Origin of the sequence: Butyrivibrio sp. NATIVEDY162 (genome assembly GCF_045999815.1) — a bacterium.
Classification (GTDB): Bacteria; Bacillota; Clostridia; order Lachnospirales; family Lachnospiraceae; genus Butyrivibrio.
Genome location: NZ_CP172573.1, coordinates 1143892 through 1166067 on the forward strand (window position 1 = coordinate 1143892; position 22176 = coordinate 1166067).

Consider the following 22176-nt stretch of genomic DNA (forward strand, 5'->3'; position numbering starts at 1 on the left):
ACAATTCCTTCCTGCAACAGGTGATGCACCCGACAGGAATCGAACCTGCATTAAAGGCGTCGGAGGCCTCCGTTCTATCCATTAGACTACGGGTGCACAAATTGTTACAGATTTATTACGTACCCGACTATAATAACATAGTATCTTCGACATATTCAACCTTTTTTATGTTTTCAGTAGTTCTGTCAAAATGATATAAATTATCTGACAATACATCCTCAGGTGACACGCAGGTATCATTAACACTTTTCACCATATCGATGAGGTTAAACTCACCGTTTTTTACAAAAGGTTCCGATATCAGTATAACCTCATGTCTGGATGATGGAATAATATAAAAATCGCTACCTATCCTATCTCCAATCTCTGCAAGAAGCCCCGGGTATAATATAACTGATGCCCCGTTAACGTACCTGTCGTTACTTGCTACTAAGAAATCGTCCTCCGGAAAAAGCTGAGCCAGAGAATCGTCCCCTGCCTTCTCTCCAAGAAATACTCCGATTGGTATGATCCTGGCAGGAAGAAGTCTTGGGGTATTGTCCATAGCAGCCTCATACAGATCCTCCTCAGTAGCATCCCATATATTAAGTAGCTTATTGCTTACAGCTATGCTTCCTTCTATTCCCTTGAAAGAAAGGTCAATATGATATGTGACCGCCAGATCCGCAACCATTCTGTATGGCATCTCCTTTAGTTTTTCTTCATTTCTGGAATAGTCCACAAGTCTGTAGCATATTTTCTCATAAACAGCATCAAAATCTGCCACAAAAGCCAGATCAACATTCCCCTCCACCATATGCTCCTCAAATATATTGATCACAGCATCTGTAATCCTGTTAATATCCCCTGATTTTATATATTCATCATAAAAATCATCAAGATAGATAGTAGGCGCACAATTGCTTCCGTCCTTTTTTACGCACAGTCCGCATTTGATGAGTCCGTTGTTCTTTACCACATCCGACATCATAATTTCTGCTCTGTCGCCATAATAATCCTTAACCTTCTGTGTCACATTGTTATAAAACTCTTTATTATCCAATATCATTTTCTCCTAAATTAAAATTGTTAAATAAGCGCAAAAAAGGCAATGAAAGATAAAAAACTTTCATTGCCTTACAAGTCTATAAATACAATTTTCAGAAAAAACGGTAATTAAACTCTGGAGAGGTATTCTCCTGATCTGGTATCGATCTTGATAACGTCACCCTCGTTAACGAAAAGGGGAACCTGTACAACAGCACCTGTCTCAACAGTAGCAGGCTTTGTAGCACCTGTAGCTGTGTCACCCTTGAAGCCGGGCTCTGTCTCAGATATAGCGAGCTCTACGAAAAGCGGAGGCTCAACAGCAAATACATTACCATTATAAGAGTTGATCTGAACTGTCTCGTTCTCCTTAACATACTTCATTGAATCGCCAACCTGATCCTTTGTAAGAGAGATCTGCTCATAAGTCTCGTTGTCCATGAAGTTGTAAAGATCACCATCAGCATAAAGATACTGCATATCCTTACGATCAATACGAGCTGCAGGGAACTTCTCTGTGGGACGGAAAGTTGTCTCCTTAACACCACCGTTGATAATGTCCTTGAGCTTTGTTCTTACAAATGCTGCGCCCTTACCGGGTTTAACATGCTGGAATTCTACTATCTGACATACATTGCCATCAATCTCGATGGTCATACCGTTTCTGAAATCACTTGCAGAAATCATAAAAATCCTCCTAATATATACAAATCAAACAACTACCTAATATTATACTAATGCTCAATTTTTTTCAATACTTTTTTTACTGTTCACTTTTCTTCTGTTCAATACAAAAATCTATGGCTTCAAGATACCCGTTAAGCCCATGTCCATATATCTGCTTATCACAGGCAGGTGCTGTAACGGAATTTGCCCTGAAGCTCTCCCTCTCCTTAATGTTGGAGATATGCACCTCCACCTTGATAATATTTTCAAGACTCTTAAGAGCATCGTGTATGGCATAGCTGTAATGAGTGTATGCCCCGGGGTTAATAACAATCCCCTCTGTACCATCAAAATATGCTTCCTGAAGCTTATCAATGATCGCACCCTCATGATTAGACTGCCAGGTGATTATATCACATCCGGTCTCTTTTCCCTTCTCCTCTATCATTTTAAGAAGGTAACTGTAGTCTTCTTTCCCGTAGATATTCTTTTCCCTTATTCCGAGGAAATTAAGATTGGGTCCGTTTATCACCAGAATTTTCATGCAAAGCTCCTTATCACACAACCATTTTAGTCAGCCCGGCTTATAACATCTGCTCAATTATCTCATTTGCAACCAGGTCTATGCTTTTGTTATCAGTATCAATCTCAAGGTCACACGCAGCCTTGTATATGTCTCTGCGCTCCTCCTGCAGTTCCTTTATCTTGGAGAGCACATCATCCGACTTAAGAAGTGGCCTTGTTTTATCCCCTTTTACCCGCTCATAAACCGTCTCCGGTCTTGCTTTTAAAAATACCACTGTTCCTATTTTCTTAAGATATTCACGATTTTCAGGTTTGATTGGCAGCCCTCCTCCTACAGAGAGTATTATTCGCTTTTTGCCTTCCTCACTAAGCTCCTTAACAAACTCAGTCTCCATATCACGAAACGCACCTTCACCCTGTTCTCTGAAAATAGTACTGATCGTGGCTGACTGCATCTGTTCTATCTCGGCATCGGTATCAAGCATCTCATATCCCAGAATCTCACAAAGTCTCTGCGCAACCGAGCTTTTACCACTGCCCATAAAGCCTGTTAAGACGATACTCTTTCCCTCCATGAGCTCTCCAAGGAGTTTTCCATAAAGCTTACTACATACAGAATCCTTTACCTTTATACCGTTCCACATTTCATATGCATCAACTCCCTGATACAACAGCATCTTAAGGCCTGAAATGCATTTTGCACCTGCTTCCTTGCACAATTGTAAAAACTTAGTATTAAGGGGCCTGTATACAGCATCAAATCCTATCTCTATTTTCCTGTAAAAATCGGGATCCTCTATAACTGCGTTGCCGGAATTCGGATACATCCCAACCATTGTCATCTGAAAACAAATATACTTCCTGCCATCCGGAAGTTCACTGTATCTTCCGAGCTCAAGAGGCTTAGCTACAGCCTTCCCTACATAGCTGTTTACATCAGCGCAAAGCTTTTCAGCTCTCTCAATAGTTCTGTTCAATATAAAAATCTCCGCCGCACCTTCACTTGCCGCAAGAAACGCAGCAGGCCTCGATACACCACCGGCACCCAGGATAACTACAGATTTACCCATAACATCCACCATAGCCTCACGAAGAGACCTGCTAAGTCCCGTGTAGTCTGTATTGTAGCCCCTGAACCCGCTTCCATCCAGAGTCCTTACAAGAGTGTTTACGGCGCCTATCTTTTCAGCTACGGGATCTATTTCCTTCAGAAAAGGAATAACTGCGCTCTTATGAGGGATCGTCACATTCATCCCAAGAATATCCAATGCCAGAGCTCCTTTTACAGCGGTTTCTACATCCTTTTCATTCACTTCAAAAGGAACATACACCATATCGGTATCTGTTATATCGTTTAAAGAATTATGTATTGCCGGTGACAAAGTGTGATGAACCGGATTACCTATAAGTCCACATACTCTGGTCGTCCCCTTAACATCTCTTTTCATGCAATCCTCCGTATTCTAGTCCTTCCCATGTCTTTTTACATGTCTACGATAAAAAAACAGAACAACAGCTTCAAGATATCTTTTGAGAACAATCTGTATCTCTTCCTTTTTGTCGATCTGTCCAACTAAAACAGTATGCATTCCAGCCCTGTTTGCTCCCCAGACATCTGTGAAAATCTGATCACCTATAAAAAGGGTATTCCCGGGATTTGTTCCCATTTTCTCCATAGCCCTCAGATAGCCTGCCAGAAACGGTTTATCTGCTTTATAGATATATTCCGAATCCACAGCACGGGCAAAAGGAGCTACTCTGGGTTCCTTATTATTTGATAATAAAAGGGTCCTAAAACCAATCTTGTGAAGCCTCTCAAAAAGCTCCACCGCCCTGTCATCAGCCGGTGCCCCATGAGGAACCAGAGTATTATCTATATCAAAAATAATCCCTCTGTATCCTTCATCAAAATAACTTTCAAATGGAATTAAATAAGTTGATTCCGAGGTCTCACTCGGATAAAGTAAATGTCTCATAGAAAAAACTATATCATATCCGGCATGCTCTGGGCATAAAAAAGGACAGAAAAAATATTTTTTCTGTCCTCAAATTTCGATTTTTAAAATTACAGGTAATCCCTAATCAGTTAAGCTGAATTACTACTCCGTCTTCATCATTCGAAAGTATTCTTGAACCACTAAGCTCGGATGCACTGCTGATAACCTTATTTCCAACAAAATACTGGTACTCATGAAGAACTGAATCCTTCTCCATGTCCATGACAGCCTTCTCCATGATACTGGACTGTATTCCTCCAAGATTCCCCAATCCTGAAAGAGAACTGTCAACATTATGTCTGTCAGAATTATCTGCCCTTTTCTGATACAGACTATTCACATAAGAATCATTAAACCCGTTAATTCTCATATGTCCCTCCTTCTTTCATACACCCTTATTTTACACGAAAGCAGGGCCAAAAATCAAATATATCTTGTTTTATGATTCTTATTTCGTCATAAAAGTACATTTACTTTAGTATTTTTTGAAATTTTTATTCAGTTTGCCTATGCTCTTATTCCGGCAGCGCGAAGAAGTTCCATCGTATATTCACTTTTCGGTTGTCTGTAAACGTCACGTGGAACTCCATATTCCTGGATAATTCCGTTCTTCATAATAGCCACATGATCACATAGCTGATAAATAACGCGAAGATCATGTGAAATAAAAAGAATCGTTATTCCATATTGCCTGTGTAGGTTTCTCAAGAGCTGCAGGATTTGAGCCTGTATCGTTACATCAAGCGCTGAAACCGGCTCATCTGCAATGATAACTTTGGGCGATCTCATAAGTGCCACGCCGATGCTCACCCTTTGTCTCTGACCACCTGAAAGCTGTGAAGGATATCTCTCAAGCATTTCTTTCGGAAGCCCTATCGCCTTCATTATTTCCAAAGCCTTCTCTTTACGCTCTTTAGGTGTCCAATCCTTTGTCTTATCAGCTCGAAGAGGTTCTTCCAACAGCCAACCTATTTTTTTGCTGGGGTTAAGTGACGAATAGGGATCCTGAAAAACCATCTGCGTATCTGAGTATTTCAGGTTGATCACACCCTCAATGTCTTTGTTCATTCCTACAATAGCCTTGGCAAGAGTCGATTTTCCACAGCCTGATTCTCCGGCTATTCCGAGAATCTCGCCCTCATACACATCAATCGAAACTCCCTTAATTACCTGATTTTTCCGATTTTTACCAAAAATAGTTCTCTTATGATTTTTATAATAGACCTTCAGATCCTTTATCTGAATTACCTTTTCCTGCTCCATATAACAACCTTATGCCCATAATGAAAGGACTTTATAAAAAGTGTATCCTGCAATCAGCTTAGATCAATTTGCGGAATTGCAGCTATAAGTTCCCTTGTGTAGCTCTTTTGTGGGTTTCTGAAAATATCTTCTACAGTTCCCGTTTCTACAATATTGCCGTTTTGCATAACTATTACTCTCTTACACAGCTGCCTTATGAGAGACAGGTCGTGTGATATGAAAATAATAGCCGTCCCCTTTTCTCTGTTAAGCTTCCTTAAAAGTTCAACTATCTGCGCCTGAATAGTTACATCCAGAGCTGTTGTAGGCTCATCTGCTATTAAAATTCGAGGCTCTCCGATCATAGCTGCAGCTATCATTACACGCTGTCTCATACCGCCGGACATCTCATGAGGGTACATCTCATATTGTCTCAGAGGATCGTGTAAACCAACAGCTTCAAGCATCTCCACGGCACGCCTTTTTCTCTCTTTTTTGTCAATTTCCTTATGATGGATTCTAAGCGACTCCTCAACCTGCCATCCAATCTTCTTTACCGGATTAAGTGATGTCATGGGCTCCTGGAAAATCATGGAAATCTCATCGCCCTGATAGGATCTAAGCTTATGTCTGTCGCAGGTTAAAAGATCAGTGCCATCAAACATTATGCGTCCTTTTTTTGTCAGAGCGTGACGTTTAAGGAGCCCTGCTATAGCAAGAGCACTCATGCTTTTACCGGATCCTGATTCTCCCACTATGCCGACTATCTCGCCTTCTTCAAGCATCAGATCAAAATCCTCAACTACAGTCTCAGGTTTATCATGATCATGAAATTCTATATGAAGATCTGTAACGTCTAAAATTACGTTTCCCATTAAATTACCTCAAAGCAAATATAAATCACTACTTAAGCTTATTCCAAGTTTCGTCAGCTTCAGGGATTTATTTGATGCGCTTAATTCCTTCTCCAAGAAAAGAGAATCCCAATACCATTAAAACAATCACAAAACCTATGCTGATTACATAGCTTGGCCTGTTAAAGAGGTAGCTCTGTGCATCGGATAACATTTTTCCAAGACTGGCATAGGGAGGCTGTGCTCCTATTCCAAGGAAACTGAGGCCTGCTTCAGCAAGTACAGCATTGTTAAACCCTATCATTACAGATGATAGAAGTACTCCAACTGTGTTTGGAAGAATGTGAACAAATATGATCCTTATATCTGATACGCCCTGCAGCCTTGCAACCTCTACGTAGTCCATATTTTTACATCTGAGAAACTCTCCCCTCACTATTCTGGCAAAGCTGGGGATAAAGGAAATGCCAAGAGCTACTGCAACCTGGTAGGTTCCCGTACCAAACAGGCTGACAAAAACCAGTGACAAAAGGATACTAGGAAAAGCAAGCATAGCATCTATGATCCTCATAGTAATCTCATCTGCAATTCCTCCAAAATAACCGGTGAGAGCTCCGATTATTGTTCCTATTCCTGCTCCGATAAATATCGTAAACATTGCTATGGCAACCGTAATCCTGCTCCCGTACATAACTCTGCTGAATACGTCGCGTCCCATGTTGTCCGTACCCATTATATGTTTAAAAGAAATCCCCTGAAGCTTGGCTGATGAGTCCATTTTGGTAGGATTATAGGGTGTATAAAAAATTCCCACAATTACCATAAGAAGAATCAGTCCTGTAATAATAACTCCCATAAGTAGAAAGGTATTCCTCTCACCGGTAGCCTTATTCTTTTTAAACAGCGAAAAGAATTTATTCATTATTTCTCCACCTCAATTCTGGGATCAATAATTCTGTATATAATATCAACCAATAGATTGATGACAAGCACCATTATCGCAACCCCCATGATTATAGCTTCAACTACAGGGTAGTCACGGTTATTGATAGAGGATAACAGTATACGGCTTATTCCGGGTATACCAAAAACCTGCTCTATTACAATACTTCCGGCAACCATATCAGCAAGAGCCATTCCCATAAATGTAATAACGGGAATCATGGCATTTTTCAAAACATGAAGATATAGGACTGCATTTGTGGTATTCCCCCTGCTATATGCAGTTCTGGTGTAGTCCTTACCTGCTTCATCGATAACAGAGCCTCTCAGAAGCTTTGTCGCCATGGCTGCCTTTGGAAGAGCAATGGCAAATGCAGGCAGAATCAGGTATTTCAAAAACTCGTTTACATTTTTAGTATATGATACAAAACCTCCCGGCGTAAAAATCTTCAAAATAACGCCGAAAAAGAAGGTCAATAATATTCCTGAGAAAAATGGCGGTATAGCCATTATGACTTGATTAATAACTGAAATGATATGATCAATTATTCCGTTTTCATGCTTGGCAGTATATATTCCAAGCGGTATAGAAACAAGAATCATAATAACAAAAGACATTACCGCAAGGGTAAGCGTGATTGGGATTTTTTCTGTAAGCATGTTTGCCACAGGCATCTTGTAATCATAGGAAGTTCCCATATCTCCCTTTAAAAACGCTGTGAACCAGCGAAAATATCTTACCAGAATCGGGTCGTTCAGGCCCATCTTCTCTCTGTACTGGGCAATCAGCTGTGGTGTTGCCTCAGTTCCAAACATCTTTGTAACCGGATCTCCGGGTATTAAACTAAATGCAAGAAACACGCACAAAGATACAACGAATAAAGTAAGCACCATGCTCAAAGCTTTTTTCAATATATATCTCATATGCGTGTTCCTCGTTATTTTTTCTAAAAATTATGTTCTGCTATCGCTATGCAAAAGTTCTTATACATCAAACTGCTAAATTATTCAGCAGGCTTAATCTTTGAAAAGTCCTGTGCATAAAGCGGATAGAAAGTATAACCTGTAAACTTCTTGTTAAGAGCTACAAACTCAGGAAGGTCCTGAATGTAAACATTTGCTGCCTTCTCTGAAAGGATCTTCTCACATTCTTTGTAGTTCTTTGTCTTTTCATCATCATCAGTAGCCTTGAGAGCTGCATCGAATGCTGCATCGTAATCTGCATCACTGAAGTTAATGAAGTTGTTATGCGCATCAGATTTGAATCTGCTAAGAAGCGCATAAGCTGTAAGTGTAGAAGCATCAACACCGACAACTGTTGACTGGAAATTGCGGTTAGTATAAACATCATCAAGCCATGAATTCCATTCAACTTCCTGGATAGTTGCGTTAACGCCAATCTCCTTAAACTGTTCTACAAGTACCTGTGCTGTATCAACATGCTGTGTATAGTTTGAAGGAACAGTTATTGTGAAATCAAATCCATTGGGATATCCTGCCTCTGCAAGAAGTTCCTTGGCCTTATCAACATCCTGATTATATGTATCATTAAGTGAAGCATCGAAATATTTTCCGAATGAGGGATACATACTGCTTCCGAGCTCAGCTCCCTTACCATCTGATACAAAATCCATGATTGTCTGAGGGTCAATAGCGTAGCAAAGAGCCTGACGCACCAACTCATTATTGAAAGGCTCCTCTGCGTTGTTCAGATAAAGTGCCTGAACAAGATTCATTGTTCCTTCATATACATCAAATTTATCAGATAACTGAGACATCTGGGCTGCTGTGATACGAGCGTACATATCAATTGATCCACCCTCAAGATCCATTATTACTGAATCTGAATTGGATTCAATCTTAACCACTACATCCTTAATGGATGCAGGCTCTCCCCAATATTCGTCAAACTTTGTAAGTATAACATTCTCCTGTGGTGAACGTGATACAAACTTGTAAGGACCTGTTCCGATAGGATTACCCTCAGGATCCTCGTTTGAAGCGGGGATAATGGCAACTGTCATGTATGCCAAAAACTCTGTATTAGCTTCCTTAAGTGTCATTACAATTGTGGAATCGTCCTGAATTTCGACCTTATCAATATTAGAAAATGCCGATATCAAGGGATCATTTCCATCGGTACCGGCATTGCGTTCTATAGAATATTTAACATCCTCTGCCGTAACCGCGCTTCCATCATGGAACTTCACTCCATCTCTGAGTGTGAAGGTGTAAGTCATTCCATCCTCGGAAATTGTGTAATCACTGGCTATAGCAGGCTGAAGATTACCGTCCTGATCTGGCTTAACAAGTCCCTCATATACGTTAAACAGTATCTCTCTGGTTCCCGCCGCCTGTGCGATGTGCGGGTCCATACTGTCTATGTCCTGTGGGACACCAATGGTAATCTTAGAAAGATCATCTGCTCCTTCGGTGCTATCAGCGCTCTCCGTTTCGCTGTCCTGTGTAGAACTAGCAGTTTCGGTGGCATTAGTTGCATCCGGGGTAGACTCCTCTGCCTTTTTACTTGAGCATCCACTCAATGTAAGAGTCAGTGTCGTTAACACAACCAAAAGAGATGAAAGGCTTCTCCTTCCAATACTTTTCTTCATCATGTTACAATCCTTCTTTCTGTATTTAGTTTTGTAGGTGCATATAACAATATACGGAAAGAAGGCCGGTATGTCAACAACACTATTGCTCTATTTTGGGCATAAATTCTGCTTTTTTTCGTCAGAATTTTTACTCTCTTTTCAACAAAGGTGTGCTTTTATCAGTAGCATCAGTTATCACACCTTCTTCTTCCTTCTCAAGAACTATCTTGAGTTCATCCATAAAAGTATTAACATCTTTAAATTCACGATAAACAGAAGCAAATCTAACGTAAGCTACCGGATCAAGATTCTTCATCTTCTCCATGCAGAGCTCTCCAATAATTCTACTGGGAATCTCCTTCTGTTCAAGGTTGAAAACTTCGGTCTCTACAGCATCAACTATAGCGGTAATCTGCTCAGCACTGACAGGCCTCTTATGGCAGGCTCTGAGTACACCGGCTTCAATCTTGGCACGATTGTATGGTTCACGATTGTTATCCTTCTTAATAACAATAAGCGGAATTGTCTCGACCTTCTCATAAGTTGTAAATCTCTTCCCACAGGAGTCACAAACACGCCTGCGCCTTATGGATGTGTTTTCATCTGCAGGTCTTGAATCAATTACACGAGTGTTGTCTTTACCGCAAAAAGGACACTTCATAACATTAACCTTTCCGTGCGTCTGCACATTCATTACAGTACCACATTTGGGGTCATAAATCCGAACCCACACAAATTATTGTAACATTATTAATCGCAATTTTCTATACAAAAATGCAATATCTCGCTTAAAAATCGCCAATTCCCGAACAAAGAGTCGCTCGCGACTCTTTGCGCGCTGGTGCGCGCAAGCTTTAGCTTGCAAAATACATCTGCGCACCAGTCGCATCCTTAGCGGAGCGCTTTTTATTCAATAGAAAATCCGAAGGAATTTCCTATTGAATAAAAAAGAGCATGTCATTTTCGACATGCTCTTTAAATGTTTCTTTATTATATTATTTTTTTTGTAAGAAATCCGGAATCTTAAGACTCTTAGCTTCAACAGAGCTTCTAACCTCCGGAGCACGGTTAAGTCCTGAAACAGGTCTTGCCGGCTGAGGTGTTACAGGTCTCTGCTGCTGAGCAGCCTGTACCGGACGAAGTGTATCGATTGTCGGCTCAGGTGCTATAGGCTGTACCTGTGGTTGAACCTGAGGCTGTACTTGCGGCTGAGGTGCAACCTGGCTTGCTGTAGGCTGCTGAGGTGCTGTCACAGGCTTAGCTGCCGGTCTTGAAGGCGGCATAACATTTGCCTTGTCATCAATACCTGTAGCAATAACTGTGATATTACATGTATCAGACATTGACTCATCATACATAGCACCGAAGATGATATTAACATCATCGCCTGCAAGATTTCTAATATAATCAGATGCAGTGGAAGCGTCCATAAGAGTGATATCACCTGAAACATTGATGATAACATTGGAAGCTCCATCGATCTTAGTCTCAAGAAGAGGAGACTCAACTGCCATCTTAACTGCGTCCGCAGCCTTGTCATCACCCTTACCGGATCCGATTCCGATATGAGCGATTCCCTTATCCTTCATTACTGTCTGCACATCAGCAAAGTCGAGGTTGATTACTGCCGGTACATTGATAAGGTCTGTTATTCCCTGAACTGCCTGCTGAAGAACTTCATCAGCCTTCTTAAGCGCATCAGGCATTGTTGTACGTCTGTCGACAATCTGCAAAAGCTTATCGTTAGGAATAACGATAAGAGTATCAACATTGTTCTTGATAGTATTGATACCTGCAAGAGCATTCTGCATACGAACGCGTGCTTCAAAAGCGAAAGGCTTTGTAACAACACCTACCGTAAGAATACCCATATCCTTAGCTATACTAGCAACAACAGGTGCTGCACCTGTACCGGTACCACCACCCATTCCACAGGTAACAAAAACCATGTCAGCGCCCTTAAGAGCTTCGGTAATCTCTTCCTTGCTCTCCTCAGCGGCCTTCTGACCAATCTCAGGCTTAGCTCCTGCTCCAAGTCCCTTGGTCAGCTTCTCGCCGATCTGCAAAAGCTTGGGAGCCTTGCAAAGCTGCAGTGCCTGCTTATCCGTATTAATTCCGATGAATTCAACACCGGAAATATTTTCCTCTACCATTCTATTTACAGCGTTATTTCCTGCGCCACCAACCCCAACGACGATAATCTTGGCACCGGATTCAGCCTCATTTGACTTAAGTTCAAGCAAGATAGTGCTCCTCCTTCATAACCTAAAACTCCTACAAGCCATTTTATAATTATTTTATACAATTTACAACCTTGAATATTATTTTTTTTCTTCAAATGTAATATTCTGAGTATTCTCGTCATATTCTGACATTTCAAGGATGCCGCTTTTTCCTTGGAGTTCCGGTAAAATGTATTGTAATTGTATCACTTTTTCATCTATGTTGTCATTAGTTCCAAGACTAACTTCTATATTTTCAAAATAAACATATAAGTGAAAGTCGCTGTCAAAAAAGATTTTATCTGCATTCAAATTATATTTCGTTAATAATTGTGTGATATCAAGTATCTCCGCAAAGACCGCTTCATTTTCAACAGGCAATTTTTCATGCAAAACTATGTAATCAAAGCTAAGCCCAAGTACAAGCGGAACATCACTCGATGGTTCTCTGGATGTCTCAACGACGTAACCATTCCTGTCAAAATATATAAATCTGTCGAGGTATTTTACATATCCCGCTACAGCTTTTTCATAGACATTTATTCTTACTGTGTGAGGATCAAGAACCTCTACGTCCATTTTCTCTATAAACGAAATTCCAGTAATATCTTTGTTTTTATATTTCAGCGACAGATATAGCGAGTTCTTGCTGAGTTTATCTGTCATTACCATATTCATGATATCTTCATCCGTGTAATGGATATTTCCCTCCACGTACACATTGGTTATGGTGTAATTTTTGGAGACATAGAAAAAAGCCGATAATAATCCAATAAGAATTACAATCAGCACAGCTCCCAGTATGAACAGGCTTTTATGAAGAAAAAACAGCTCCCCAAAGGACATTCGAGGAGCCTCTGCTCTTTTCCTTTTTAATCTTCTACGTTTTCTGGCCATTTTAGTTTAACCTTCAGACTTCAATGTGCCTAGCCACATTAAACACAATTCCTATCTCCGTAAGGAGGAAAAGCACCGCCGTTCCACCATAACTTATGAAAGGAAGAGTGATACCTGTATTGGGAATCGTATTGGTCACAACCGCAATATTGAGGATAACCTGAATGGATATGTGAGCCATAACTCCGATAACAAGGAGCGCTCCGTACATATCAGGTGCGTTCTGAGCTATGATCATCATTCTGTAAATAAGGATAATAAACATAAGCATAACCGCGATAGCTCCAACTATTCCAAGCTCCTCACAGATTATTGAAAAGATCATGTCATTTTGAGCTTCCGGAATGAACCCCAGCTTCTGCATACTCTCGCCAAGCCCTTTTCCAAAAAGTCCTCCTGAGCCAATGGCATAAAGGGACTGAAGCGTCTGATAGCCCTTGTCATTTACATACGCTTCGGGATCAAGCCAGGCAAGTATACGTGCAAAACGGTAGTTTAACTCACTGTGGTATCCCGCTCTCACAACCAATGCAACAACTCCGCCTGCTGCAGCCACAGCAAATAAAACAATTGCAATAAATTTTCTATAACCGGGTGTAGAAACAAATAACATAAGAAATGCAATTCCAAAAATAATAATTGCTGAGCTCAGGTTACTTGTTATCTTCCAAACAAGAAAGCACACCGGAACAGGTACCCCCAGCACTACCCAGAAAGCCTTCGGATTAGTGATATTCTTACTGAGCTTACTGATAAAAGTAGCAAGAACAATGATCATGGCAAGCTTTGCAGCCTCCGCAGGCTGTACTGAAACGCCTCCGATTTTTATCCATCTGGACGCTTTGTTGATTGTCATTCCAAGTGGCGTCTTAACAAGTAAAACCAAAACTATCGACAAAATATATGCAAGCGATGCAAGCTTTTTATACAGATGGTAGGGAATTCTTGATACCACCGCCATAAGCCCGACTCCAAGAGCCGTTGGCAGCATCTGATGCTTCAGATAATACGCGGAATCTCCCCATTTTAATCGTCCGTCATATGAACTTGTGGAATATAACATTACAAGGCCAAAAACGAGCAAAAACAGTACTACAAACACCATGCTATAGTCTACATAAGCATCCCGTTTAACTCTTTTCCCAGTGCTCTCTCGATTAACATTTCGGGCTCCGTAATCTCTAGCCCTTGCTGTTTTGGCAGTTCCTGCCATTCTAGCAGCCTCCATAGCTCTCTCCCCTAAAACTCATTAAATGTTATCCAAACCTGCCCTTATATAAACCATATTAAGAGCAATCATTTTTCATTCAAAAAAGCCCCTTAAAGGCTGTTTACGTAGTCTTTAAACTCTTTTCCTCTAACCTCATAGCTTGGGAACATATCCCAGCTTGCACAGGCAGGTGAAAGAAGTACCGCTTCTCCCGGCGTCGCATTATCGCTGCAGAATTTAAGTGCATCAGCATATGTATCCATAAAAACATAATCAGTAAAGCCATGCTTTTTAGCACACTCTGCTATTTTTTCTTTGGTTACTCCGATAAGAACAAGCTTTTTAACTTTTCCGTCAAAAGCCTCTATCCACTCATCATATTCGCTGCCCTTATCATATCCGCCACCTATAAGGTATGTGGGCTTGCACATAGCCTTGATGCCCTGGATAGCAGCATCAGGGTTTGTTCCCTTAGAGTCATTGTAATAATCAACTCCATTCTTTGTGGCAACGAACTCTATTCTATGCTCTACTGCCTTAAAGCTGCGAACAACATCGAGTATAGTATCAAGCGGCACATTCATTGCCATTCCCATGGCAATTGCAGCCATCACGTTTTCGTAATTACATGTACCAACAAGATTCATCTCGTGAATATTCATTATTTTGGAGGATTTGCCGTTTTCAGCAAGCATAATATCCTCACCGTCAAGATAGAAGCCATTTTCAAGCTTCTCTTTTGATGAAAAGAGTACAACCTTTGCAGGGCATCTGCCCGCAAAATCCCTTGTATACTCATTATCATAATTAAGCACACAGACATCACTCTTAGTCTGGTTGTTTGTAACATTTTCTTTCATGGCTGCATAGCATTCCATGGTGTGATGTCTATTGAGGTGATCGGGAGTAATATTCAGTATGGCGGATACTTTGGCATGAAAATTCTCAACAGCTTCCAGCTGAAAACTACTGATTTCACCTATTGATACGGTATCTTCTGTCATTTCCAAAGCTCTCTCCGCATATGAATAGCCTATATTTCCAACTACATATGTAGAAGCAAAATGAGCCTTCATAATCTCTCCCACAAGGGTTGTAGTTGTCGTTTTTCCGTTTGTTCCTGTGATAGCAACAAGCTTTCCTTTTGCAAAATTGAAAGCAAGCTCTATCTCACTCCAGATAGTAAGTTCTGCCTTTTTAAGACGCATTATAAGCGGAGAATCAAGCGGAACAGCAGGGCTTGGTACAACAAGCGACAATTCGCTTATAACTTCATCCGCAAGCTCTCCTATAATGATTTCCGGCTCTTCTCCTTCATAATCCCCGAGTTTTTCCTTTACAGCTTCTTTTGTAACCTTAGTATTTTCATCAAAAATCACAGGCTTTGCTCCCACCTTTCCAAGGAGCCTTGCGCTGCCGATTCCTGAAATTCCTGTTCCGATTACAAGTACTTTTTTTCCAACAATATCTTTCCCTAACATAATTTCCCTTCTGTTTTCATGGCAATAACCATATCTTCATATTTTCACAATTTTATATTAGTTCCTGCTTTTCATCAAATAGCAGGAAGTGTATAGCATTTAATTATCTGTCATATGGGCAAAGCACGTTTATTCACCGCCCAAAGCATTTTCCTCTGAAGGCTCATAATCCGGAAGTCCGTCACCGGCAATAGAATGTCCGTCTTCAGGATTTATAAGGTCTCCTGTTTCAGGGTCAATATAATACCCCGTTTCCTCATCTATTTCAAATGACTTCCAAACGGGCTCATTATTTTCACTCTCGGAACCGGGAAGCTCATCCTCCGGAATCTTTTCCCAGATTCCATCACCGTCTTCATCATAATCATCGGCATTTCCATCACTCACTTCGCCCTCAGAAGTTTCCTGCATAATAGGATTGCCATCCTCGTCAAGTACAGGATTGCCGTCCTCATCAAGAAGCGGGGTTCCTTCGGGATTTATGGGATTGCCGTCTTCATCAACAGTCGCCTCAGATTTCTGAGCCGCTGCCATCATGATTTCCTTTTCTCTAAGCTCGTCAAGTTCGGCCTGTTCCTCCTCTGAGACAGGCTCAGTCATCGGGATATTAAGATAAGGAAGTGCCTCTGTAAGTACCTTTCTGACTACTCTTGTAGCAAACTTGGCATCAGCCTGATCAACGGCGTTAGGTCTGTCTACAACAACATAAATTGCTATCTGCGGATCATTGGCAGGAGCATACCCCATAAAGGAAACAACGTACTGTCTGTTCTTACGCGGTATTGTCTCGGCAGTTCCTGTCTTTCCGCCTATCATATAGCCAGCCGGCCTTGCAGTTTTACCCGTACCTTCATCACCTGCCACAACCTGATTACAGTACTGAATAACCTTCTGCGATGTAGATTCTGATATAGTCTGTCTTAAAATTCTCGGTTCAACACTTTTAATTGTTGCACCGGATGAATTAAGAACTTTGCTTACAAGATGCGGCTCGTAGTACTTTCCGCCGTTAACAAGTGAACTGAACGCTGTAATCATCTCAATCATATCAACATTAAAGCCTTGACCGAATGTTCCTGTCGCAAGTTCTGATGATCCCATGTCCTGAGCTGCATAGGTCAGTCCCTCAGTCCTTGCTTCACCTGCAAGGTCCACATTTGTTTTAAGTCCGAATCCAAAAATCTTCTGGAATTTTGCAAATGTATCAGAGCCTATCACCTGTCCGATCTTCATCATGGCAACGTTACAGGATATCTCTATTCCACGTTCAACGGATACAGGGCCGTCACCATATCTGTTATGACAGTAAATCTTATGACCGCCAAATTCCATATAGCCGGTACAATCGTATACTTCGTTGCCGTTTATGCAGCCGGCTTCAAGGCCTGTTGCAACCGTAAAAGGCTTTGCGACAGAACCGGGCTCATAAGTATCTGATATACAGAAGTTTCTCCAAAGCGCATTCAGATTCCACAATTTTTCCTCATCACTCATCTCATCAAGCATCTGCTGGGTGATGTAAACTCCGGAATCATATATGCTCTCGCCTGCAATTTTCAGGCCTCTCTCGTCCACCCTGGGCATTCCGATAAGATTGTCAGTATTCTTGGTATCATTTAAGTCAAACTTCGGATAACTTGCCATTGCAAGAACATCACCGTTATTTACATCCATGATGACGCAGCCGATGTTATTGGCGCCATTACCCTCACGAACTGCATCCTTGTAGGTATCATTAAAATCCTGAAGGTATTTTTCAACGATATTTTGAAGATTACCGTCAATAGTGGTCACAATACTGTTACCGTCAGTAGCAGGAATTGTAGTTCTCTCAAGATTAGAATCCTCATCAATGTAACCATAGGTTCTGCCATTGCTGCCACTAAGTGTATCGTTATAATATTCCTCAAGACCAAATATTCCGTTGTTATCACTTGTCGTAAAACCGATAACATCACATGCCATGGAGCCATTGGGATATTTTCTTACATAATTTTCCTCAAACCAGACTCCCTGAATATTTTCATCATAGGTATCACTTCCAAGAGTAACAAGACCCTGGAATTCACTAATTTCATCATAGGTCAGCTGTTTTGCAAGGGTGTAATACTGAGAATCAGGATGTTCCGAGATGTAGTTTCTGATCTCGCCTTCATCAAATCCAAAGCATCTCACTAGAGCTGCCACCGTAGGATCAAGATATTTATTATCTTTTCCTGACAAAACAAGCTTAACATCAAGGATTACATTGTAGACTTTTTCACTGTACGCAAGTACTGTTCCGTTAGCATCCAGAATCTCGCCACGTCTGTATGGTATCGTTGTCGAATCGTACTTTTGCTGTGAGAGAACCTGTTTCTCATAGTCCTTCCCATTGTCTCGGTTTATCATTATGAGCCTGATACTCAAACCAACAAAAGCTGTCAGTACTATTATGAACAGCACTGCCAGCTTTTTTTTCATTCCTATTGTAAATTTTTGTGCCTTACTCTTTTTTCTCATAACTTTAGTTTCCGTCCGGAATAGGTGCCAGCTGTCTTACATAATCATTTCCGCCGCCGTCGGAATATGTTATTATCTGCCCCTCCGTCGCATAAGTCATTCCGTACTCACCTATGGCTATGCGTTTTATCTCCTCCAAATCAAGGCTGCTCACCGCCTTGTTATAAGCTTCGTCATTATCCTGCTTCATGGTGTTCAGCTGTGCTTCAAGGGTTGAAACCTGTTTTACACTCGCTGTGATATCTGCCTGAAGAGTTATGTACCATGTCAGTATAATACCTGTAGCCAAAACTGCAAGTGACAAAAATAACAAATATCCAAAGCTCATGCGGTGAGCTCTTCTATTTGCAATTGCACGTTTTTGTACGTGAAGCGGCATTTCCTCACGTGATCTTGGATCATTAAGTTTTCTCGCAGTATTCCCGTATACGTATCTCTTTTCCATAACCATTTCCTCATAAAAATTCAAATTAAATGGTGTTTATGTACCAATTATTCTTTTATTTTTTCGAACACTCTAAGCTTAGCACTGGCGCTTCTAGAGTTTTCTTCCAATTCCTTATCGGACGGAAGTATAGGTTTTCTAGTAATTACTTTGCCCTTTGACTTCTTGCCGCATACGCAGATTGGAATCTCCGGCGGACAGGTGCAGGGATTTTCATTTTTTCTGAAGTTATTTTTTACAATTCTGTCCTCAAGTGAATGGAAGGTAATAACACAGATTCTTCCACCGGGAGCCAGAAAATCGATCATTCCGTCCAGTGAATTCTCAAGAACGTCAAGTTCTCTGTTGCAAGCTATTCGTAGTGCCTGAAATGTCCTTTTTGAAGGGTGTCCGCCTTTTTCCCTCATCCTGGCAGGTATTGCAGCTTTTATTATGTCATTGAGTTCAAATGTGGTCTCTATCGGTTTCTCACTTCGTCTCTGACATATATGCTTTGCTATGTTTTTGGCAAATTTGTCTTCACCATAGTTTTTTATAATATGAAAGATTTCCATCTCGGAAAATTCATTAACTATAGTACCAGCTGTCAGTTCCTGACGCCTGTCCATTCTCATATCAAGCGGAGTATCAAATCTGTATGTAAATCCTCGCTCCTCATTGTCAAGCTGAAATGATGAAACTCCAAGATCCAACAGGATTCCGTTTACTTTATCTATGCCAAGTTCTTTTACTCTGCTAACTGCATTTTCGTAGTTGTCACGGATTATCTTTACCCTGTCCTCGTAAGGTTTTAAGCGCTCTGTTGCCGCCTTTATAGCATCTTCATCCTGATCTATTCCTATGAGTCTTCCTTTATCAGAGAGTTTCTCCGCAATATGGCTTGAATGTCCGGCTCCACCCAGTGTTCCATCGACATAAATGCCATCAGGATCGATATTCAGATTTTCAATCACCTCATTTAGAAGCACTGAGTAGTGTTTGAATTCCATATTGTTTATTCACCCTCAAATCCGTTGTGTGGTCTTCAAAATAGTTAGTTTAGCTTTTTAATAATATAAACACTTTCACTACTTTAAGTATTGATTCCATCGACTTTTCATTTGCATAAGCAAAGTTTTTAACAAGCTTCCGGCCTACAATTTATTTCTTTATATACTCAGTCCGTATGCGCTCATCTTCTCTGCTATACTATCAATGTCATCAAATGAAGTAGCTTCTTCCCACTTTTCCTTGCTCCAGATTTCTACACGGTTGCCAACACCTGCAACAATCGCATCTTTTTCAATAGAAGCATGGCTAAGCCAGTTCGCTTTCAGAAGAATTCTTCCCTGTTTATCAAGTTCAACATCATCGGCACCGGCCATAAAGAATCTTCCAAGCTGTCTTGCACCGGGTATATCCATAGGCAAAGCCTTTAATTTCTCCTCAAAAGCATCCCAGCCTTCCTGATCAAACGCAAAAAGACATCCATCAAAGCCCTTCGTTACAACAAACTGCTCTCCCAGCAGATCGCGAAACTTGGCCGGGATGATCAGTCGTCCTTTTGCATCGATTGAATGGCTGTATTCGCCTTTGTACGCCTTTCCCATAGTTTCTCACCGGTTTAGTGGTATTTCTGATATTTCAAATATTTCTGGTTCTTTCAGCTTTTCTACAGACTTTCATTTGCTCGAGAGAACCACTTTATTTCGTATCCACCACTTTCCACCACTTTATGACACTTTTTACCACCTACATGTATAATAAACTATTTTTTTCTATTTAACAACCTTTCGAAAGTCGCATTCTCTCTGATTTCATGCTAAAAAAAGCCTCCCACCGTCCGGTGGGAGGCTCGCCCATACAAGATATTGTGTTCTTGTGTTTGAATGCTCAATATTTAGTTTCTATGAGTATTTTTATTTAAATATGATATTTTTATTAAATTTTATGTTCGTTCTCTGTTAATTATTTGGGGATATTAGCGGGATTATTTCCAAGTTTACACTGGGATTTTTATTTTCTCTTTTTCCAGTGTAGTGATTTTTTCTGGTGTACACTGGAATTTTTATTTCCTCTTTTTCCAGTGTAGTGATTTTTTCTGGTGTACACTGGGATTTTTATTTTCTCTTTTTCCAGTGTAGTGTTTTTTTCAGGCGTACACTGGAATTTTTATTTTCTCTTTTCCCAGTGTAGTGTTTTTTTCAGGTATACACTGGGATTTTTATTTTCTCTTTTCCCAGTGTAGTGTTTTTTTCAGGTATACACTGGGATTTTTATTTTCTCTTTTCCCAGTGTAGTGTTTTTTTCTGGTATACACTGGGATTTTTATTTTCTCTTTTCCCAGTGTAGTGTTTTTTTCTGGTGTACACTGGGATTTGAGATATCCTGATTCCCAGTGCATTTTAGAATCTTATTCAAGATTTATATGATCAGTTGATTTTTGCACAATCATAAGAATTAAGCTCATGTCCTAATAATTCCATGATTTTTAATTCATCCATTGCGTCGTATACAGCATTGTGTGTCTCACAATAGTTAGAATCTCCACTAATCATTCTCAAAATATTCTCAACAGAGTAACCTTTTTTCAAGCGACCACTTTTGCAAAATTCAGATGTTGGTGAAATAAAGCTATTGAACTGCCTGTAAGCAGCAATCCTCATTATGTCAAACCATTCAAAATCGGAAAGTTCTTCCAGATGCCCATAGTCGAATTTTGCATTATAAGCATAAATGCTACTTACGCAATGTTCCTTAAAATATCTGCAAATATCTTCCATTGCTTTCTGTCTTGTGACAATTGATGTAGTAAGTTTTTCTACTATATTAAGGACATTAGAATACATACCGCCTTTTCGGCATTCCGGGTCAATAATGAAATACTTCGCATCGATGCATTTAAAAGTGTCAGCATCTGCCAATGCGATTCCAATTGACATTACTTCGTTGTACCAATTAGTTTCGGTGTCAATTACAGCTATTTTACTCTGTGAATCAACATTTTTAATTTCACGGTCCAAAGATATGCGTTGTGGCACGCGCTGTCTTACAGAAACAGTCTGCCTTGCAGGAACGGTCTGACTTACAGAAACAGTCTGTCTTGCAGAAACAGGTTGTCTTGCAGGAACAGATTGTCTTGCAGGAACGTCCTGCTTTTCAAGTTGGACACTGCCAACTTCTTTTATCATCTTTAAAAATTCAAGTGAATTACTGTATGCCATTGCTTATACCTCTTTTTTATTCTGCTACTAAAGGCTCACTTTTTTTGTTTGAACAGGGTAATGATATATGACTTTTATTAAGTTCACAAGGTAAAAGTTTGTAATAGCGTTTGTGTCGTAAGCGTTTTTTATCAATTAGCAAAACAGAAAAATTACAACAAGTGTCCTCGTGATGAAAAATATATTTATTTTTTTGCCGAATTCTATGAATAATTAATTCATACTTGACTTTTTATATTTTTCAGATAAAATTACTACTTGTCGTGAATCAGGCACGACCGGTATGCATTCAGCATGCTATTTTATCCAACAAAATAGTAACTATGTAAATCAAAGAGCTTATTTGTAAAAAACAAGTTATCATCTGCAT

21 protein-coding genes and 1 tRNA gene are annotated in these 22176 nt (G+C 40.3%); all 22 read right to left on the minus strand.

What is annotated here, in order from left to right:
* Window positions 1–24 precede the first annotated feature (24 nt).
* Window positions 25–96, minus strand: a tRNA-Arg gene (locus ACHCNF_RS04655).
* Between the two features lie 31 nt (window positions 97–127).
* Window positions 128–1042: a DUF5688 family protein gene (locus tag ACHCNF_RS04660; protein WP_408071627.1), complete on the minus strand. Its 915-nt coding sequence runs from the start codon at window positions 1040–1042 to the stop codon at window positions 128–130.
* Window positions 1043–1155: 113 nt separating this feature from the next.
* Window positions 1156–1713 carry an elongation factor P gene (efp, locus tag ACHCNF_RS04665; protein ID WP_408071628.1) on the minus strand — a complete coding sequence of 186 codons (558 nt, stop codon included), beginning with the start codon at window positions 1711–1713 and terminating at the stop codon, window positions 1156–1158.
* A gap of 76 nt (window positions 1714–1789) precedes the next feature.
* On the minus strand, window positions 1790–2236 hold the full coding sequence (locus ACHCNF_RS04670) for a type II 3-dehydroquinate dehydratase (RefSeq protein ID WP_408071629.1): 447 nt from the start codon (window positions 2234–2236) through the stop codon (window positions 1790–1792).
* A gap of 40 nt (window positions 2237–2276) precedes the next feature.
* A complete protein-coding gene (locus tag ACHCNF_RS04675; protein WP_408071630.1) occupies window positions 2277–3665 on the minus strand; it encodes a shikimate kinase in 1389 nt (462 codons plus the stop codon).
* 15 nt (window positions 3666–3680) lie between these two features.
* Complete coding sequence (locus ACHCNF_RS04680; RefSeq protein WP_408071631.1) at window positions 3681–4193, minus strand: YqeG family HAD IIIA-type phosphatase; 513 nt, start codon at window positions 4191–4193, stop codon at window positions 3681–3683.
* Between the two features lie 106 nt (window positions 4194–4299).
* On the minus strand, window positions 4300–4584 hold the full coding sequence (locus ACHCNF_RS04685; RefSeq protein WP_408071632.1) for a hypothetical protein: 285 nt from the start codon (window positions 4582–4584) through the stop codon (window positions 4300–4302).
* A 137-nt stretch (window positions 4585–4721) separates the two neighbouring features.
* The gene (locus ACHCNF_RS04690; protein WP_408071633.1) at window positions 4722–5477 is read right to left on the minus strand and encodes an ABC transporter ATP-binding protein; all 756 of its coding nucleotides are present in this window, start codon (window positions 5475–5477) and stop codon (window positions 4722–4724) included.
* Window positions 5478–5530: 53 nt separating this feature from the next.
* Complete coding sequence (locus tag ACHCNF_RS04695; RefSeq protein WP_408071634.1) at window positions 5531–6331, minus strand: ABC transporter ATP-binding protein; 801 nt, start codon at window positions 6329–6331, stop codon at window positions 5531–5533.
* Between the two features lie 67 nt (window positions 6332–6398).
* A complete protein-coding gene (locus tag ACHCNF_RS04700) occupies window positions 6399–7232 on the minus strand; it encodes an ABC transporter permease (RefSeq protein ID WP_408071635.1) in 834 nt (277 codons plus the stop codon).
* Complete coding sequence (locus ACHCNF_RS04705) at window positions 7232–8176, minus strand: ABC transporter permease (protein WP_408071636.1); 945 nt, start codon at window positions 8174–8176, stop codon at window positions 7232–7234. The genes ACHCNF_RS04700 and ACHCNF_RS04705 overlap by 1 nt, the downstream gene beginning before the upstream one ends.
* A gap of 80 nt (window positions 8177–8256) precedes the next feature.
* The gene (locus ACHCNF_RS04710) at window positions 8257–9867 is read right to left on the minus strand and encodes an ABC transporter substrate-binding protein (protein WP_408071637.1); all 1611 of its coding nucleotides are present in this window, start codon (window positions 9865–9867) and stop codon (window positions 8257–8259) included.
* 127 nt (window positions 9868–9994) lie between these two features.
* Window positions 9995–10507: a transcriptional regulator NrdR gene (gene nrdR / locus ACHCNF_RS04715; protein WP_408072191.1), complete on the minus strand. Its 513-nt coding sequence runs from the start codon at window positions 10505–10507 to the stop codon at window positions 9995–9997.
* 334 nt (window positions 10508–10841) lie between these two features.
* A complete protein-coding gene (gene ftsZ / locus ACHCNF_RS04720; protein ID WP_408071638.1) occupies window positions 10842–12089 on the minus strand; it encodes a cell division protein FtsZ in 1248 nt (415 codons plus the stop codon).
* A gap of 78 nt (window positions 12090–12167) precedes the next feature.
* Window positions 12168–12965: a cell division protein FtsQ/DivIB gene (locus ACHCNF_RS04725; protein ID WP_408071639.1), complete on the minus strand. Its 798-nt coding sequence runs from the start codon at window positions 12963–12965 to the stop codon at window positions 12168–12170.
* A 13-nt stretch (window positions 12966–12978) separates the two neighbouring features.
* On the minus strand, window positions 12979–14178 hold the full coding sequence (locus tag ACHCNF_RS04730; RefSeq protein ID WP_408072192.1) for an FtsW/RodA/SpoVE family cell cycle protein: 1200 nt from the start codon (window positions 14176–14178) through the stop codon (window positions 12979–12981).
* 107 nt (window positions 14179–14285) lie between these two features.
* Window positions 14286–15656: a UDP-N-acetylmuramoyl-L-alanine--D-glutamate ligase gene (murD, locus tag ACHCNF_RS04735; protein ID WP_408071641.1), complete on the minus strand. Its 1371-nt coding sequence runs from the start codon at window positions 15654–15656 to the stop codon at window positions 14286–14288.
* 129 nt (window positions 15657–15785) lie between these two features.
* Entirely contained in the window at window positions 15786–18158 is a 2373-nt protein-coding gene (locus ACHCNF_RS04740; RefSeq protein ID WP_408071642.1) for a peptidoglycan D,D-transpeptidase FtsI family protein, read from the minus strand.
* A gap of 4 nt (window positions 18159–18162) precedes the next feature.
* Entirely contained in the window at window positions 18163–18603 is a 441-nt protein-coding gene (locus tag ACHCNF_RS04745; RefSeq protein WP_408071643.1) for a cell division protein FtsL, read from the minus strand.
* Between the two features lie 47 nt (window positions 18604–18650).
* Complete coding sequence (gene rsmH, locus ACHCNF_RS04750) at window positions 18651–19592, minus strand: 16S rRNA (cytosine(1402)-N(4))-methyltransferase RsmH (protein WP_408071644.1); 942 nt, start codon at window positions 19590–19592, stop codon at window positions 18651–18653.
* A 159-nt stretch (window positions 19593–19751) separates the two neighbouring features.
* The gene (gene mraZ, locus ACHCNF_RS04755; RefSeq protein ID WP_408071645.1) at window positions 19752–20192 is read right to left on the minus strand and encodes a division/cell wall cluster transcriptional repressor MraZ; all 441 of its coding nucleotides are present in this window, start codon (window positions 20190–20192) and stop codon (window positions 19752–19754) included.
* Between the two features lie 822 nt (window positions 20193–21014).
* Window positions 21015–21806, minus strand: coding sequence for a 3'-5' exonuclease family protein (locus ACHCNF_RS04760; RefSeq protein WP_408071646.1), 792 nt, complete (start codon window positions 21804–21806; stop codon window positions 21015–21017).
* Between the last annotated feature and the right edge of the window lie 370 nt (window positions 21807–22176).